Annotated in this window: 16 protein-coding genes; 14 read left to right on the forward strand and 2 right to left on the reverse strand. The window is 54.8% G+C overall.

What is annotated here, in order from left to right; genetic code table 11:
- Nucleotides 1-283 precede the first annotated feature (283 nt).
- From Pla52nx_RS23440 to Pla52nx_RS23450, 3 genes are all read left to right on the forward strand, one after another.
- Complete coding sequence (locus tag Pla52nx_RS23440; RefSeq protein WP_342190232.1) at nt 284-1,000, forward strand: hypothetical protein; 717 nt, start codon at nt 284-286, stop codon at nt 998-1,000.
- A gap of 461 nt (nt 1,001-1,461) precedes the next feature.
- Entirely contained in the window at nt 1,462-1,887 is a 426-nt protein-coding gene (locus Pla52nx_RS23445; protein ID WP_146523630.1) for a hypothetical protein, read from the forward strand.
- A gap of 378 nt (nt 1,888-2,265) precedes the next feature.
- Nucleotides 2,266-2,586, forward strand: coding sequence for a hypothetical protein (locus Pla52nx_RS23450; RefSeq protein ID WP_342190233.1), 321 nt, complete (start codon nt 2,266-2,268; stop codon nt 2,584-2,586).
- Between the two features lie 1,338 nt (nt 2,587-3,924).
- Here the strand turns inward: Pla52nx_RS23450 and Pla52nx_RS23455 are convergent.
- Nucleotides 3,925-4,092, reverse strand: a complete 168-nt coding sequence (locus Pla52nx_RS23455) for a hypothetical protein (RefSeq protein WP_342190234.1) — start codon at nt 4,090-4,092, stop codon at nt 3,925-3,927.
- Between the two features lie 168 nt (nt 4,093-4,260).
- On the opposite strand from Pla52nx_RS23455, the gene Pla52nx_RS23460 reads away from it, so the two are divergent.
- From Pla52nx_RS23460 to Pla52nx_RS23490, 7 genes are all read left to right on the forward strand, one after another.
- Nucleotides 4,261-4,794: a hypothetical protein gene (locus tag Pla52nx_RS23460; RefSeq protein WP_342190235.1), complete on the forward strand. Its 534-nt coding sequence runs from the start codon at nt 4,261-4,263 to the stop codon at nt 4,792-4,794.
- A gap of 241 nt (nt 4,795-5,035) precedes the next feature.
- Nucleotides 5,036-5,293 carry a hypothetical protein gene (locus tag Pla52nx_RS23465; protein ID WP_342190236.1) on the forward strand — a complete coding sequence of 86 codons (258 nt, stop codon included), beginning with the start codon at nt 5,036-5,038 and terminating at the stop codon, nt 5,291-5,293.
- A gap of 28 nt (nt 5,294-5,321) precedes the next feature.
- Entirely contained in the window at nt 5,322-6,071 is a 750-nt protein-coding gene (locus Pla52nx_RS23470) for a hypothetical protein (RefSeq protein ID WP_342190221.1), read from the forward strand.
- 280 nt (nt 6,072-6,351) lie between these two features.
- A complete protein-coding gene (locus Pla52nx_RS23475) occupies nt 6,352-7,092 on the forward strand; it encodes a hypothetical protein (RefSeq protein ID WP_146523875.1) in 741 nt (246 codons plus the stop codon).
- Nucleotides 7,093-7,517: 425 nt separating this feature from the next.
- Nucleotides 7,518-7,823, forward strand: coding sequence for a hypothetical protein (locus Pla52nx_RS23480; RefSeq protein ID WP_146523865.1), 306 nt, complete (start codon nt 7,518-7,520; stop codon nt 7,821-7,823).
- A 410-nt stretch (nt 7,824-8,233) separates the two neighbouring features.
- Entirely contained in the window at nt 8,234-8,899 is a 666-nt protein-coding gene (locus Pla52nx_RS23485; protein ID WP_261344289.1) for an isochorismatase family protein, read from the forward strand.
- 58 nt (nt 8,900-8,957) lie between these two features.
- Nucleotides 8,958-9,470 (forward strand): hypothetical protein, encoded by a 513-nt coding sequence (locus Pla52nx_RS23490; protein WP_146523877.1) that lies wholly within the window; start codon nt 8,958-8,960, stop codon nt 9,468-9,470.
- Between the two features lie 467 nt (nt 9,471-9,937).
- Here the strand turns inward: Pla52nx_RS23490 and Pla52nx_RS23495 are convergent, their stop codons facing one another.
- Entirely contained in the window at nt 9,938-10,105 is a 168-nt protein-coding gene (locus tag Pla52nx_RS23495) for a hypothetical protein (RefSeq protein WP_342190237.1), read from the reverse strand.
- Between the two features lie 199 nt (nt 10,106-10,304).
- Between Pla52nx_RS23495 and Pla52nx_RS23500 the strand changes: the two genes are divergently transcribed.
- From Pla52nx_RS23500 to Pla52nx_RS23515, 4 genes are all read left to right on the forward strand, one after another.
- Nucleotides 10,305-11,246 (forward strand): leucine-rich repeat domain-containing protein, encoded by a 942-nt coding sequence (locus Pla52nx_RS23500; protein WP_146522266.1) that lies wholly within the window; start codon nt 10,305-10,307, stop codon nt 11,244-11,246.
- A 607-nt stretch (nt 11,247-11,853) separates the two neighbouring features.
- Nucleotides 11,854-12,807: a site-specific integrase gene (locus tag Pla52nx_RS23505; protein WP_342190238.1), complete on the forward strand. Its 954-nt coding sequence runs from the start codon at nt 11,854-11,856 to the stop codon at nt 12,805-12,807.
- A gap of 14 nt (nt 12,808-12,821) precedes the next feature.
- A complete protein-coding gene (locus Pla52nx_RS23510; protein WP_425289835.1) occupies nt 12,822-14,219 on the forward strand; it encodes an IS91 family transposase in 1,398 nt (465 codons plus the stop codon).
- Between the two features lie 134 nt (nt 14,220-14,353).
- Nucleotides 14,354-15,010, forward strand: a complete 657-nt coding sequence (locus Pla52nx_RS23515) for an FMN-dependent NADH-azoreductase (RefSeq protein ID WP_342190240.1) — start codon at nt 14,354-14,356, stop codon at nt 15,008-15,010.
- Nucleotides 15,011-15,046: the final 36 nt, after the last annotated feature.

Genomic DNA, 15,046 nt, shown 5'->3' on the forward strand with positions numbered 1-15,046 from the left:
CGTCGCAATGTTGAGATCTACGCCTCGAAAGAGTTGGATGATCTTGGGGCCGACAACAGTAGGATGACTTCGGTGAAGCGTCCTCTCGCCAATCAGTTGCGCGTGAAATGGTGCGCGTGAAACGGTGCGCGGACGACCAAGTGCTCGAAACATTCGTTGCCATTGGATCGCGTGTGACGGTCCGGCCTCGGCATTCGACTTCGACCACATCGTCGGCGGGGCAAAATCAGGAGCGAAGCCAGGGCTCGAATTGCAGTGCGGTCTGAACATCCGATACAATCCAATGGTCGCATCCCGGCGGTACGGTGCCGCCAAGGAAGACGACAGAACCATGCGTTGGACCGAAGCGACGCATCGGGCGGATGAACATGGAAACCACAATGGCGTCGCTCGGTCAACGCCGCCGTTCGCAGGCAGACACATGAAAGGAAACGATCCCGCATTCGTGGAAGCCGCTCGCCTCGTGAAGAAGTTCTTCCCCGAATCAACGTCATTCATATCTGAGGTCGGACTGGACTGGGATGCGTTCCTGGGTGCAATGATGACTGCCAACTATGAAGCCGACTACTCGTGCTGTCCATTCAGGAATCCAACCGACCCTGACCTTGGGCTCGCCCAGAAGGGCGGACTCGATGGGGAAGAAGACGAGGTTTACTCGCGATTGCTATCACACGCCGAATTTACTCCGTCGGGTCGGGCTGTCGTGATACTGGACGCGATAGGCAATGAAGGTTGGTCAACAGAGCAATGCCCACCATTCATATGCGCATCGCAAGCAGTTCCGCAACGGATCAGTGAGATTGCCTGTTTCGGTCAATCACGTGATACAATCTTCGTGTTCGAATCAGGTGAATCGCTACTTGTGGATCATGATGAGAGAGTTCATTGGGCTCGATCCAACGTCAATCAGCAATGGAAGAAAGCCTGCGAACCATCGCATGCACGGGAGCCGGCGGTCGGGCCGGTTTCAAGTGGAGAGTCATCACCGCCGGCCCCGTGATGCGTGCCGATCAGCGCGGCTAGTGATCGAGTGCAGGGTGGAGGCAGAGACGGAGCGGAGATCTCGATTGACCCACGATCGAGTTGACCGCGTACAATAGCAGCGAGCGACGCTGGTTCCGGCCGTCGCTCCTTGTACCGCGATGATCCATGTCGATGCACCCAAGCCGCGGGTGTCGTCGTTACATACCACAAGAGAACACCGCCGCGGCTGGGTGATCTCTGCGATCAGCGCGGCTAGCGATCGAGTGCAGTGTGGAGGCAGAGACGGAGCGGAGTTCTCGATGAACCCACGGTCGAGTTGACCGGGTACAATGGCATTGAGCGACGCTGGTTCCGGCCGTCGCTCCTTGTACCGCGATGATCAATGTCGATGCACCCAAGCCGCGGGTGTTGTCGTTACGTACCACAAGAGACCACCGCCGCGGCTGGGTGATCTCTGCGTTACCCGACTGAATGCTGATGGACGACTTTGTCCCAATCGATCAGAAGGACTCCGATGCGGAGTATCGTGCGTTGGTTCGTGATGGCATCGCGAAGTCGCTTGGCGTCACTCTGAACGATTTGTCCGATCCCGATATTCTCGTTGGTGAATGGGAGCACACGATACCGCAGATGCCCGAACGCAAGCCCACTACGATAACGTTTCGTCCTGATGGAACGTTCAAAACCCCGGCTTCGCGAGATGACATTCCGGTACCGAAATGGGAGGTCACTACTCAGACATACGTCCAGACAACGTGGTGTCCGCCGATGCCTGAATACGACATCGAGGAAGGGTTCTGGACGCAGGATGCGTTTCTTTGCGCTATGATTGATCGTGATCGCGTTGTAGTATGGAACGGCGATGGTAGCGTTGTCTGGTTGTTCACACGAAAAAGCGGGTAACCATCGGATGCAACGGAGGACCGGTGGACAGCTTTCACGAATGGATACACAACTCCCGGTCCCCGCTGATCCGGGTCGTTCGCTAGTGTTCGCCGGCCACAGCAGATTAGCGGTCGACAGATGCCTTTCACTCTTCTCAGCAAGAGTTAGCGCTTCCATTCGAACGCGATGTTAGTCGACTGAAAGAAGTCCCGGGATCTGCTAGCATTGAATCCAGTAGCAATACCAATGCACTCATTGTGAGCAGTTTTGCCCACCCAAAAAATAAATTAGCAAATGCCCATTCATAGTTCGAATCCTCTGGGAAGCGATGACGCGTCATTCGAATATGGCGTGTGTCTTTGCGTGCTCCGGAAACGCGTTCGCTACTGGGCTAGCTTGCTTCCAGAACTCAATCGTGAAGAATGTAGTTTCCTTGGTGCTTTAGTGGCGTTGAGGACAATGTGTGATCATGCTCCGCTGGTCGTTCGAGGGCATATCTTCGATAGTGAGATCGATGAATGGCAAGAGAACTTCGAAACTTGGGCAGACCGCTGCAAGAAGAAGATTGAGAAACGAAATGTTTTAGTCGATGACTTGAAGTCCAAAGCTGCGGAAGAATTTGAGAGGTTAAAAGCAGTTAGTGAAGATAGGCCGAAAGCAATGTGGCTTGCTGATGTTAAAGCCGATTTGGCTTCAATCGAAAACCGCCCGCTTTAAGCTATGAAAGGTAGAATGGTACCGGAAGATTGGCGGATCCCAGGCGATGATACACGCTCGGAAGCGCGAATAAAACATCTCCACGGCGGCTCCGTTGGTGACTTTAGTGATATGGAATGTTGCGTACTCCATACCAGCGTTCGGCACTTGAATCGGCGAACCAGCGGATGCACGTGAGTCGCCGAGTTGAGTTTATTGAAGTGGTCAGTCGTTCGCGGCGACCACGTGATCCGAATCGTTCCTCCCGGCAACAAATCGCAGCGCGTCGCGCTTCGAACTCAGTTGGCATTGGCACGCGGGCAAAGAGATTGCTTGCGCGTCCACTCCTTCGATGATTCCCGGAGCGACCAAACAGTCGATGCTGTTCCTCAAATATGCTCAGCTTTGGAACGACCAACGGGAAACTGCTTGCGAGTCCACCCCTTCGGCGTCCAGGCTGACGAAAAGTCGTTGTCCGCAACCACTCCGATTTGCTACACTAACACTCTGGGATCGACCACCACAGCCGTGAGGAACCAAACGATCCACGCGAGCCGCCGAGCCGAGTCGTTCGAAGTGGTGGATCGCTCGCGGCGACCACGTGATCGTCAACGTTCGGCACAAAAGTCCATGTCGGAATTCGAATCCACGATTATCGAGACCTATCCCCAAATCCCACGCTCGGACGTCAAGTTACTCTGGCACTGTGATTTCTGGGACGGCCCAATTTCCGGGATGTTGCTCTACCGCACTGATATGTGTTGGTATGCGATGATCGTCGAAAACGAGAATGACAACGGATCGTGGTACCGTCGTTTCGCTGTCATTCGCCTGACGGCAGAACAACTGGCTGACGAGCAATATTGGCATGATCTATTTCGCCAATACGTAGGGACCCACACTGATTATGGAGACGACGAACGACGGACTCTGGGTGCTGTGTTACCGAAAACGGGTTGGTATCATTTTTACGACAAATACAACGAGAGGCCAAAACGAGACTACTCGACTGCGCCAATCCTCGGCTGGTTCGAGACGTAACGAAGTGCCGAACCAAGCCGTGAACCGGAGCGGCGAAGTCGGGCGGTTTTGAAATGGACAATCTTTCGTCGCCGCCCGGTTACGGCAGGCGATCAACGCGGCTAGCGATCGAGTGCAGCGTGGACGCAGGAACTGATCAGAGTGATCGAATTGCCCCACGGCCGAGTTCAACCGGTATAATGGCAACGGGCGGCGATGCTTCCCAACCGTCGCTCCTTGTACCGCGATGATCAATGTCGATGCACCCAAGCCGCGGGTGTTGTCGTTACGTACCACAAGAGACCACCGCCGCGGCTGGGTGATCTCTGCGTTCTGTCGTTACGGTGCTCGATCGTAGCGTGTCGATGTAGTGATCGACCAGTCGAATGAGTTGGCAGATATTGGGGCCGACAGCATGTTGTTGGCTTCGGTAATGCGTCCTCTCGCCGAACTGTTGCGCGCGAAATGGAGTGCGGTCGACCGGATGCTCGAGTCATCTGTTGCCATTGGAACACGTGTGACGGTCCGGCCTCGGCATTCGACTTCGGCCACATCGTCGGCGGGGCAAAATCAGGAACGAAACCAGGGCTCGAATTGCAGAGCGGTCGAAAAAGGCTGTACAATCCAATGGTCGCATCCCGGCGGTACAGTGCCGCCTGGGAAGACGACAGAACCATGCGTTGGACCGAAGCGACGCATCGGCCGGATGAACATGGAAACCACAATGGCGTCGCTCGGTCAACGCCGCCGTTCTGTCGTTACAGTGCTCGATCGTCGCGTCTCGATGTAGTGATCGACCAGTCGAATGAGTTGGCAGATCTTGGGGCCGACAGCATGTTGTTGGCTTCGGCAATGCGTCCTCTCGCCGAACTGTTGCGCGCGAAATGGAGTGCGGTCGACCGGATGCTCGAGTCATCTGTTGCCATTGGATCGCGTGTGACGGTCCGGCCTCGGCATTCGACTTCGGCCACATCGTCGGCGGGACATATTCAGAAACGAAACCAGGACTCAAATTGCAGTGCGGTCCGAGCATGCGATACAATCCAATGGTTGCATTCCGGCGGTACGGTGCCGCCTCGGAAGACGACAGAACCATGCGTTGGACCGAAGCGACGCATCGGACGGATGAACATGGAAACCACAATGGCGTCGCTCGGTCAACGCCGCCGTTCTGTCGTTACAGTGTTCGATCGTCGCGTGTCGATGTAGTGATCGACCAATCGAATGAGTTGGCAGATCTTGGGGCCGACAGCAGCACGTCGGCTTCGGCCGCGCGTTCTCTCGCTGAACCGTTGCGCGTGAGATGGAGCGCGGACGCCACAGTGCTCGTATCACTTGTTGCCAGTGGAGCACGTGTGACGGTCCGGCCTCGGCATTCGACTTCGGCCACATCGTCGGCGGGACATATTCAGGAGCGAAGCCAGGGCTCGAATTGCAGTGCGGTCCGAGCATGCGATACAATCCAATGGTCGCATCCGAGCGGTACAGTGCCGCCACGGAAGACGACAGAACCATGCGTTGGACCGAAGCGACGCATCGGGCGGATGAAAATGGAAACCACAATGGCGTCGCTCGGTCAACGCCGCCGTTATTTGGCAACGTGCTCGATCGGACGACAAATGAACCGCCCTTGGTCGATTTGGATTCTCGTTGCGGCACCAATCGCTGCCGTTGTGCTTGCCGCGAGCATCTGGCACCGATCGCGTGAACCAGCCAGTCTCCAACCCACCGCCGAATTGGCTCGTACTGCCAAGCAACGCCCGTCGTCGCTACTGTCCCGCGAGACCAGCCTCCGTACAGTTCGTGACCTGGCACTGGTTGATATGGACTCGTCCGGTCGCCTTTTTGGCGTGTCGTTCTACGATCCGGTTGGGCTGTCTGACAGGGGATTTGCGCCACGCAAACTCATAGACTCCGACCTCCGATTGCTGGAACCTTTTCCCGAACTCGAGCGGTTGGACATTGCTGGAACAGCAATTACCGATGCAGGGCTAAAGCATCTCAAAGGCCTTAACGAGATAGAACGACTGAACATCAGTTCGACCGCGATCACGGGCCATGGATTGCGCAGCCTCGCGGACATGAGTCAGCTACGCATGCTCGACCTCGTGGATATCGCTATTGACGATAGTGATCTGGAGTTTCTGTCCGTTTTTGCCCAGTTGCAGAGGCTTTCAATTTCGAGCCCCCTCGTTTCAGATTCCGGACTCGCACACCTTCACAAGCTTGGTAAGCTCGAAGGTCTTTATCTCGGGCGACTTCAGGTGACGGATCAAGGGATTCGACATCTGGCAAAGCTTCCTTCACTGACACACGTCACGCTCGATGGCACTCCTATCAGTGATGGTGCCGTACCGCATTTTGCAAAATTGACGCAATTGCGTTATCTTCACCTTAAAAGAACGACAATCACCTCAAAGGGCGCTGCCGATATTCAGTCAGCACTGCCAAGTTGCACAGTTAATCGCGACATCGCATATCCCTGAGGCACGCGAAGTCCTATGACTATTGAGCGGCGCAACACCATCGCCGTCACCCTCAGCACAGCCAAATAACAAAGCCGTGAACCGGAGCACTCATTCACGCGGCAACTGAAATCAAAGCCTTCCGTTCGTGCCCGGTTACGGCAGTCGTTCAGCGCGGCTAGCGTTCGAGTACAGCGTGGAGGCAGAGACGGAGCGGAGTTCTCAATTGCCCCACGGTCGAGTTGAACGAGTACAATGGCATGGAGCGACGCTGGTTCCAACCGTCGCTCCTTGTACCGCGATGATCAATGTCGATGCACCCAAGCCGCGGGTGTTGTCGTTACGTACCACAAGAGACCACCGCCGCGGCTGGGTGATCTCTGCGTTCCCCCCGCTAAACCCACAACTGGAGATGCTACAACAAATGGCTGGCTACTTCATCTACACACTCGATGGGAATGCATTCTCGCAACTCACAACCAGTCCGACCGACGACCAAGCGATGGTCATCGCCAAGTATCTGCAAGAATCGGTTGGAGATTCCAAGCTCTTTCCGAGCAATCTCTCGAAACTTGCGGGTGCCATCAAAACTAGGCTATCGTCGCCCGATTGGTACGGCGATCTCAACGAAGAAGATGCGGAGATTTGGGATCACTTCGTTTTTTCACTACGCGATGACGTCGGTAAGGCGGTTGGTATCAGTTTCGCATGCACGGACTATGAAAGCGTCTACTGGGACTGTGCTGAAGAATGTGTTGCCCAAGGCGCAGGCATGTTCAAAGAGCCCGAGTTTGGCTCTAGTGGATATCGTTTCCATGGCGAACTTGCTCACGATTACGGTTATCACCGCATCTACAGCATTTTCGATCCCGAGACTGTCAAACGCCTCGCAGAGCAACTCTCTATGGTCGAAGCACACTTTGCGAACCTACCCGATGATGGTGACGGTTGCGTGCGAGAGCAGTTCTTCGAGGGTTTACTAAAGCCCATAGGCGATGCGGCTGCTCGCGGGCGTTACATCTTCATCCAAACCGATACCTGATCGATGAACACGGCGGGGAACCATCGCATGCACCGGAGTCGCGGGTCGGCCGTTTTTTCAATGGAGCACACTAGCCGCGACCGCGGTGATGCGTAGCGATCAACGCGGCTAGTGATCGAGTGCAGAGTGGAGGCAGGCACTGATCAGAGTGATCGATTTGCCCACGGTCGAGTTCAACCGGTACAATGGCAACGGGCGGCGATGCTTCCCAGCCGTCGCTCCTTGTACCGCGATGATCAATGTCGATGCACCCAAGCCGCGGGTGTCGTCGTTACGTACCACAAGAGACCACCGCCGCGGCTGGGTGATCTCTGCGTTCTCCCGCTCAGGTCTTCATTTCCGCAGATTCGTTTCACGGGTACCGCTTCGTTTATCCTTACTCGCATTTCCACTTCGATAGCAAAGGCTGAACACCAAGTCGACTAATGGGACGATCACACAAACGCAAGCGACTTTCCAAAGACGAAGCAACTCAGATTGCGGTCGAGCGAATGGAGTGTTACACGCTTGGACGCAATCGCGGAAACTACAATCCAGTGCCCGCATCAATAGTCAAGAATCGAATCGGATGGACGGTTTCATTTCGCCCAAACGAAGTCGAGGATGACAATGGTAATCCGATGTGCCTGCTTCAATGGGTGGTGGCGGATCGTGATGGCGATTGTATGGCTATCGGCTCACTCGGACTCGAACGCACACTTAGTGAACTTGAAGGGAACGGCCTTCGATGATATTTTCTCGTGAACGCTAAGACGGCGGAGAACCATGACATGCACGGAAGGACGGCTTGCGTGGTTTTTGAAGTGGAGGATCCATCGTCCGTCCTCCGTGATGTCTAACGTTCTGTGACGAATCAAAAATGCTATCAAACGACAACAAGAACTACTTGCTCGCTTTCATCGCGACTTTGGTAGCTCTCCTGCTTTTCGGGTTTTACTGTTTGGCGAATCCGCCGGATGAGACCAGCGCACGATGGTATGCATTCTGCTTCGATTGCATACCGGACGCATTCATTGCGACCGTGGCAATTCCAATTGTGTACTGGCTATTCGTCCGCCGTGGGATTACTGGGCTGAGCGTGGATGAATCACCTACACGATTGGGTGTAGATCCTGGGGCTCGTCTTGCCGATCGACAAATGATGCAGAACATTCCAAGCGAAGTCGCAAAGGCAAGTATTCCCGAGACGGTCGGCGTTGACGCGTCGAGAGTACTGGTTGTCGTCGATGTGCAAAATGACTTCATCAGTGGCTCGCTCAAGGCGCACAAGCCGAACAAAGTTCTTCAGCCCGTAAATGACGCAATCAAACTCGCCCAGTCAAACGGTTTACTCGTGATCTTTACACGAGATTGGCATCCAGAAGACCACTGGTCATTCCAGCGGCACGCACGCCATTGCGTGATGAACACTCCTGGGGCCGAGATCTCCGACAAAATTGACGTCCCGCCAGACAGCCTTGTCGTCAATTTCGGCGTGAATCAAGGGGATGTGGCGTACTCTGCGCTTGAGAATCCATCATTAACGATGTTGCTCGACAACCCGAAAATTGAATCCGTCTACGTCATCGGAATCGCGCTCAACTATTGTGTGAAGTGCACATGCCTCAGTATTACAGAGCTTGGGAAAACTACTTTCACAATTGATGAGGCGATCGCTTCGGCTGACGGTGATCCCGATGCGAACGAAAAGGACTGGAAAGAACTTCAGGATCACGGCGTTAGGCGCCTGCCCAGCATCGACTCGTTTGCAAAGCACCTGTCACAGAACAATCGCGTGAACCGGAGCGGCGAATCCGGCGGAATCTGAAATCAAAGCGTAACGTCGCCGCCCGGTTACGCTAGGCGTTCTGCCTGACAGGGAAGTTATGCAAATCCGATTCAACGTGCTTCCAACTCTGATTGTTGTTGCTGCCTCACTTGGATGCACAACCTCCGTCAAACAGTACGGTATTGGATTCAGTGATCCCAATGATCCGGACATCATCTACTTTGATTCAATTCGCAATGCCCAAGATCGGCTCTCATTGCTCTCGACATTGGACCGTGCCGTACCAAACGGTACGCCAATCTCAAGAGCGGAAAAGCTAATGGCCGATGCTGGATTTCAGTGCAAGCATTACTCATCTGCTTCCTTCAATGAAACCGCAGACAGTTCAGGCATTGACGGTCGATATAGATTTGTCGATCACGCAGATTATCTTCTTTGCTCACTTCCAACAGAGAGCTCGGCATCTCAGGAACACTCCTGGACCATCGCACTCTTGTATGATGGTAGACGGCGCGTCTGCGATATTCTGGTCAGAAGCGATGGTCACCAATATCTATCGAAGCAGGCAGAACCAAGCGATGCACCTCAGCCGCGAAATGAGGCGTTTTGAAATGGAAGATCTCTCGTCGCGGCGAGGTGATCGCCACCGTTCTGTCGTTACGGTGCTCGATCGTCGCGTGTCGATGTAGTGATCTACCAGTCGAATGAGTTGGCAGATATTGGGGCCGACAGCATGTTGTTGGCTTCGGCAATGCGTCCTCTCGCCGAACTGTTGCGAGTGAAATGGAGTGTGGTCGACCGGATGCTCGAACCACTTGTTGCCATTGGAACACGTGTGACGGTCCGGCCTCAGCATTCGACTTCGGCGAAATCGTCCGCGGGACAAAACCAGAAGCGAAATCCAGGACTCGATTTGCAGTGTCGTCCGAGCATGCGATACAATCCAATGGTCGCATCCGAGCGGTACAGTGCCGCCACGGAAGACGACAGAACCATGCGTTGGACCGAAGCGACGCATCGGGCGGTTGAACATGGAAACCACAATGGCGTCGCTCGGTCAACGCCGCCGTTCTGTCGTTACAGTGCTCCATTGTGGCGTGTCGATGTAGTGATCGACCAGTTGAATGAGTTGGCGGATCTTGGGGCCGACAGCATGTTGTTGGCTTCGGCAATGCGTCCTCTCGCCGAACTGTTGCGCGCGAAATGGAGTGCGGTCGACCGGATGCTTGAGTCATCTGTTGCCATTGGAACACGTGTGACGGTCCGGTTTCGGCATTCGACTTCGGCCACATCGTCGGCGGGTCGAAAGCAGGAACGAATCCAGAGCTCGAATTGCAGAGCGGTCGAAAAAGGCGGTACAATCCAATGGTCGCATCCCGGCGGTACGGTTCCGCCTCGGAAGACGACAGAACCATGCGTTGGACCGAAGCGACGCATCGGGCGGATGAACATGGAAACCACAATGGCGTCGCTCGGTCAACGCCGCCGTTATTTGGCAACGTGCTCGATCGGACGACAAATGAACCGCCCTTGGTCGATTTGGATTCTCGTTGCGGCACCAATCGCTGCCGTTGTGCTTGCCGCGAGCATCTGGCACCGATCGCGTGAACCAGCCAGTCTCCAACCCACCGCCGAATTGGCTCGTACTGCCAAGCAACGCCCGTCGTCGCTACTGTCCCGCGAGACCAGCCTCCGTACAGTTCGTGACCTGGCACTGGTTGATATGGACTCGTCCGGTCGCCTTTTTGGCGTGTCGTTCTACGATCCGGTTGGGCTGTCTGACAGGGGATTTGCGCCACGCAAACTCATAGACTCCGACCTCCGATTGCTGGAACCTTTTCCCGAACTCGAGCGGTTGGACATTGCTGGAACAGCAATTACCGATGCAGGGCTAAAGCATCTCAAAGGCCTTAACGAGATAGAACGACTGAACATCAGTTCGACCGCGATCACGGGCCATGGATTGCGCAGCCTCGCGGACATGAGTCAGCTACGCATGCTCGACCTCGTGGATATCGCTATTGACGATAGTGATCTGGAGTTTCTGTCCGTTTTTGCCCAGTTGCAGAGGCTTTCAATTTCGAGCCCCCTCGTTTCAGATTCCGGACTCGCACACCTTCACAAGCTTGGTAAGCTCGAAGGTCTTTATCTCGGGCGACTTCAGGTGACGGATCAAGGGATTCGACATCTGGCAAAGCTTCCTTCACTGACACACGTCACGCTCGATGGCACTCCTATCAGTGATGGTGCCGTACCGCATTTTGCAAAATTGACGCAATTGCGTTATCTTCACCTTAAAAGAACGACAATCACCTCAAAGGGCGCTGCCGATATTCAGTCAGCACTGCCAAGTTGCACAGTTAATCGCGACATCGCATATCCCTGAGGCACGCGAAGTCCTATGACTATTGAGCGGCGCAACACCATCGCCGTCACCCTCAGCACAGCCAAATAACAAAGCCGTGAACCGGAGCACTCATTCACGCGGCAACTGAAATCAAAGCCTTCCGTTCGTGCCCGGTTACGGCAGTCGTTGAACTTAATCGGGTCTCTGTTGGTTGAGTTTGTGAAGAATCTGGCAGTGGATTGCTGATCGTTCTTTGGGGCAAGTCAGGAGTACGCATCCTTGCGGGGAAGGAGGCGTTGGCATCCTTGCCAACCAACTTCAAGCGTTGATTGTGCTTCTTCTTGCATTCGCACACCGCACCTTCTTTCGCCCGCCGCTTGGGCTGGGCTGACCCCAGTGCACACGCATGCTGACGTGTCTTTCAAAGGTCTTTGATTCGCTTCGCGACAGTCTTTCTTTCATTCTTTTTTTCTTCGCATGCGACCCGTAAATCGCCGGGTTAATCGTTGAACGTTTTGATTCTTTTTGACTTTATTTCCAGTTTTTACTTGCGCTTTTGCTAACTGTAAGCAGCCTCGGAAACACCAATCTCATTCGTAGGTTGGACAACCTTTTTTTGTTTCCCTTTCCACTCAGGATTCACAACATGACTCCCTATCAAAAACGCTCTTGCGAACTCACCAAACGTCTCGCGGAAGACTTGAAGATTCGCAATTACGCTCAGGCCACCATCGACGCGTACACCTACCACACCAAGCGGTTCGCCGACTTCATCAAAAAACCGCTAGACCGCGTAACCCCGGAAGACGTTCGATTGTTCCAGCTTTATCTGATTGAAGAGGTAAAGGGTTCCTACAGCAGCTTCAACCAGGCAGTCTGTGCCTTACGGTTCCTCTACAAACATTCCATCCCCGTTTCCTGGCCAGTCACCATGCTGCCCTTCGGCAGACGTGAAAAGAAACTGCCCACCGTGCTGAGCCGGAACGAAGTCGACAGGCTGCTCCAGTGCACTCCCAATCTGAAACATCGAACCTTTCTGATGACACTCTACGCTTGCGGGATGAGGTACTCCGAAGCCGCCAACTTGACCATCGCGGACATCGACTCGGACCGCATGATGGTCAAGATCGCCTGCGGCAAAGGACGCAAGGAGAGAAGCGTTCCGCTTTCACCGAGGCTCTTGAAAGAGCTCAGGATCTACTGGCTGAAGTATCGTCCGGAGGGCTTACTGTTCCCGGGCAACTCGGCCAACAAGACCTACGCCGACACGACAATCCGCAAGGCGATGAAGGAAGCAGGCAAGCGGGCGGGGATCAAAAAGAGGATCTTTCCGCACGCTCTGCGTCACAGCTACGCGACCGGACTTCTGGAAGCCGGAGTGGACATTCTGACCATCAGTCGGCTGCTGGGTCACGCGAGTTTCCTGACGACGATGATTTATCTGCACTGTCGTCGCGAGCACCTCAGCAGCGCACCGAGCCCGCTGGACTGGCTGCCAGTGAAACAACTGCCGACGTACGTGATACCCGAAGAAGGGCCGCCGGAGGAAAACGGGAAACCAAAGAACGACGACGATTCGCAGCCGAGCAAGAAAAGCTAACCGTCGCGGAGATTTTGCGGGTCGGTGCGGCGTCGATGGTCGACGCATCGACTTGCGGCCAAGTCCAGAGCGTGCTGGCGAAGCTGTCGCTTTGCCGCACGCATGTGCTTGGCGGTCGTGAGTATCTGTGCAACGACTGCGGTAAGAGCAGTTCACGGTACAACTCGTGCGGCGACCGCCACTGTCCCCAATGCAGTGGCAGCAAGCGAGTGGACTTCAATGACAAGGCGTCCAAGCTGATCCTATCCGGCGTGGCGTACTATCAAGTCGTCTTCACCCTGCCGAGCGATCTCTCCGAGTTGGCACTGGCCAACCGAAACGAGCTGGCGGACTTGTTGGTCAGTACGGCTTGGAAGAGTCTTTCGAAAAACATCAAGTCCGAGCAAGACTACGACCCGGCAGCGATCAGCGTATTGCACACCTGGAACCAAAAGCTGGAGGCACACTGGCATGTTCACATGCTGGTGCCCGGTGCCGGGCCGAGCTTGAGTGGCGATGACTGGAAAGAAGCCAAGACGCCGCCGGGGGTTCGCAATTCGGATGGTTACTATCTGGTCGACTCCGAGAAGTTGAAGGAAGACTTCCGTAAGCGGGCGATCGCGAAACTTCGTCGCTTGCGACGCGACGGCAAACTGAAGCTGGGCGGGAAGTTCGAGTACCTGCAAAGCGATGAGAACTGGGAGGTGTTCGTCAAGAACCTGGAGTCGACCCAATGGGTTGCCTACATCCAACCGCCGCCCAGAGAGACCAGTGGTGGCGGCGAAGTGGTCAACTACCTGACGCGTTACTTGACCGGCGGTCCGATCAGCAACCACCGCATCACCGCTGCGGACAGCGACGAGGTGGTCTTCATGGCCCGTGAAGGAAAACGTGTGGGCGGTGAGCGGGAACAAGTCCCGATCAAGCTATCAGTGCCCGAGTTCACCCGCCGCTGGTGTCTGCACATCCAACCGGACCAGTTGACCAAGTCTCGGTACTTTGGCGGTTGGAGCAACAACCGACTGGCAGGCTACATGGCTCGTTGTCAGGAGTTGCTGGGGACAGAGCCGGATGTCTCGGAAACGCCGACCGAAGCGGTCGATTCGATGGACTCGCAGTGGGAGCCTCCATCGTTGCCCGAGTGTGCGCACTGCGGGAGCATCGAGCTAAGTTTGGTGTGTGAAACGCCCAAGCCGACGTGGAAGGAGTTGTTCTGGCGAGAGAGTGAGACGTGTCCGGAGTGGTACGCGGAGCGCCAGCGGGAGTCACACCGAGAGTTCTGGACGGCCCACTACGGTTCGGATTATTACGACTGGTACCTGGAAACGCAGGTAGAAGTCGCAAAGGAAACGGGACCGGAACCGGCAAAAGCGATCCAGATGTACCTGCCTGGTTTGACACCGGGAGTGTCGTTCGAGATAGAATCTTTTTGAGGGTGGATTGGACGCTCCGATCCAAGTCCTACGGGACGTCAACCTCCGACAAAGCTCAACGCCCGATCTATGCATGCACGTCCTGTGCCTGCATAGATCGCAATTCGTTCAATTCGTTTATCCGACAAGAATCCATGACGACAATCCTCAAAATCGACGCTAGCGCCCGTGGTGAGCGTTCACTTACGCGGCGACTCTCTTCGCATTTCGTGCGAAACTGGTTGAAGCACTGTCCGGAAGATGTGGTCGTCGAACGCGACGTTGGCAGAGACGCGCCTCCTCCCGTGACCGAAGAATGGATTGCTTGCGCTTTCACGCCTCCTTCCGACCGATCAGAAGAGCAGGCTAAAATGCTTACGCTTTCGGATATCCTTATTGCAGAGCTTGCGACTGCTGACATCATTTTGCTTGGTACGCCGATGTATAATTATGGTATGCCTTCATCGCTGAAAGCGTGGTTCGACCAAGTCATTCGCATCAACAAGACCTTCTCTTTCGATCTTGGTCGCGGAGACTTTCCGCTCGAGCCGATTCTATCCGACAAGACGCTCGTCATCCTTACTTCATCGGGTGAATTCGGATTCGACACTGGAGGAGTACGGGAACACATGAATCACTTGGTGCCTCACATAAAGACTTGTTCTTTCTATCTTGGCGTGAATGGGGACGAATACATTCACCACATCGGGATTGAATATCAAGAGTTTGGCGATGACCGCCATCGTAGATCCATTGACGAAGCGCAAAATGGCGTCGCTACACTCGTCGAAAAGCTGGTCACAGCCATGTAGCGGTTCGGTACTCCAAAAGCTCGGATAACCATGATC

The sequence above is a fragment of the Stieleria varia genome (genome assembly GCF_038443385.1).
GTDB classification, from domain to species: domain Bacteria; phylum Planctomycetota; class Planctomycetia; order Pirellulales; family Pirellulaceae; genus Stieleria; species Stieleria varia.

Bases quoted from the DNA above. Each gene is read 5' to 3' on its own strand.
- Pla52nx_RS23440 (WP_342190232.1), top strand. From the start codon at position 284: ATGGTCGCATCCCGGCGGTACGGTGCCGCCAAGGAAGACGACAGAACC.
- Pla52nx_RS23445 (WP_146523630.1), top strand. From the start codon at position 1,462: ATGGACGACTTTGTCCCAATCGATCAGAAGGACTCCGATGCGGAGTAT.
- Pla52nx_RS23455 (WP_342190234.1), bottom strand. From the start codon at position 4,092: ATGGCAACAGATGACTCGAGCATCCGGTCGACCGCACTCCATTTCGCG.
- Pla52nx_RS23460 (WP_342190235.1), top strand. From the start codon at position 4,261: ATGCGTTGGACCGAAGCGACGCATCGGCCGGATGAACATGGAAACCAC.
- Pla52nx_RS23465 (WP_342190236.1), top strand. From the start codon at position 5,036: ATGCGATACAATCCAATGGTCGCATCCGAGCGGTACAGTGCCGCCACG.
- Pla52nx_RS23475 (WP_146523875.1), top strand. From the start codon at position 6,352: ATGATCAATGTCGATGCACCCAAGCCGCGGGTGTTGTCGTTACGTACC.
- Pla52nx_RS23480 (WP_146523865.1), top strand. From the start codon at position 7,518: ATGGGACGATCACACAAACGCAAGCGACTTTCCAAAGACGAAGCAACT.
- Pla52nx_RS23485 (WP_261344289.1), top strand. From the start codon at position 8,234: ATGCAGAACATTCCAAGCGAAGTCGCAAAGGCAAGTATTCCCGAGACG.
- Pla52nx_RS23490 (WP_146523877.1), top strand. From the start codon at position 8,958: ATGCAAATCCGATTCAACGTGCTTCCAACTCTGATTGTTGTTGCTGCC.
- Pla52nx_RS23495 (WP_342190237.1), bottom strand. From the start codon at position 10,105: ATGGCAACAGATGACTCAAGCATCCGGTCGACCGCACTCCATTTCGCG.
- Pla52nx_RS23500 (WP_146522266.1), top strand. From the start codon at position 10,305: ATGAACATGGAAACCACAATGGCGTCGCTCGGTCAACGCCGCCGTTAT.
- Pla52nx_RS23505 (WP_342190238.1), top strand. From the start codon at position 11,854: ATGACTCCCTATCAAAAACGCTCTTGCGAACTCACCAAACGTCTCGCG.
- Pla52nx_RS23515 (WP_342190240.1), top strand. From the start codon at position 14,354: ATGACGACAATCCTCAAAATCGACGCTAGCGCCCGTGGTGAGCGTTCA.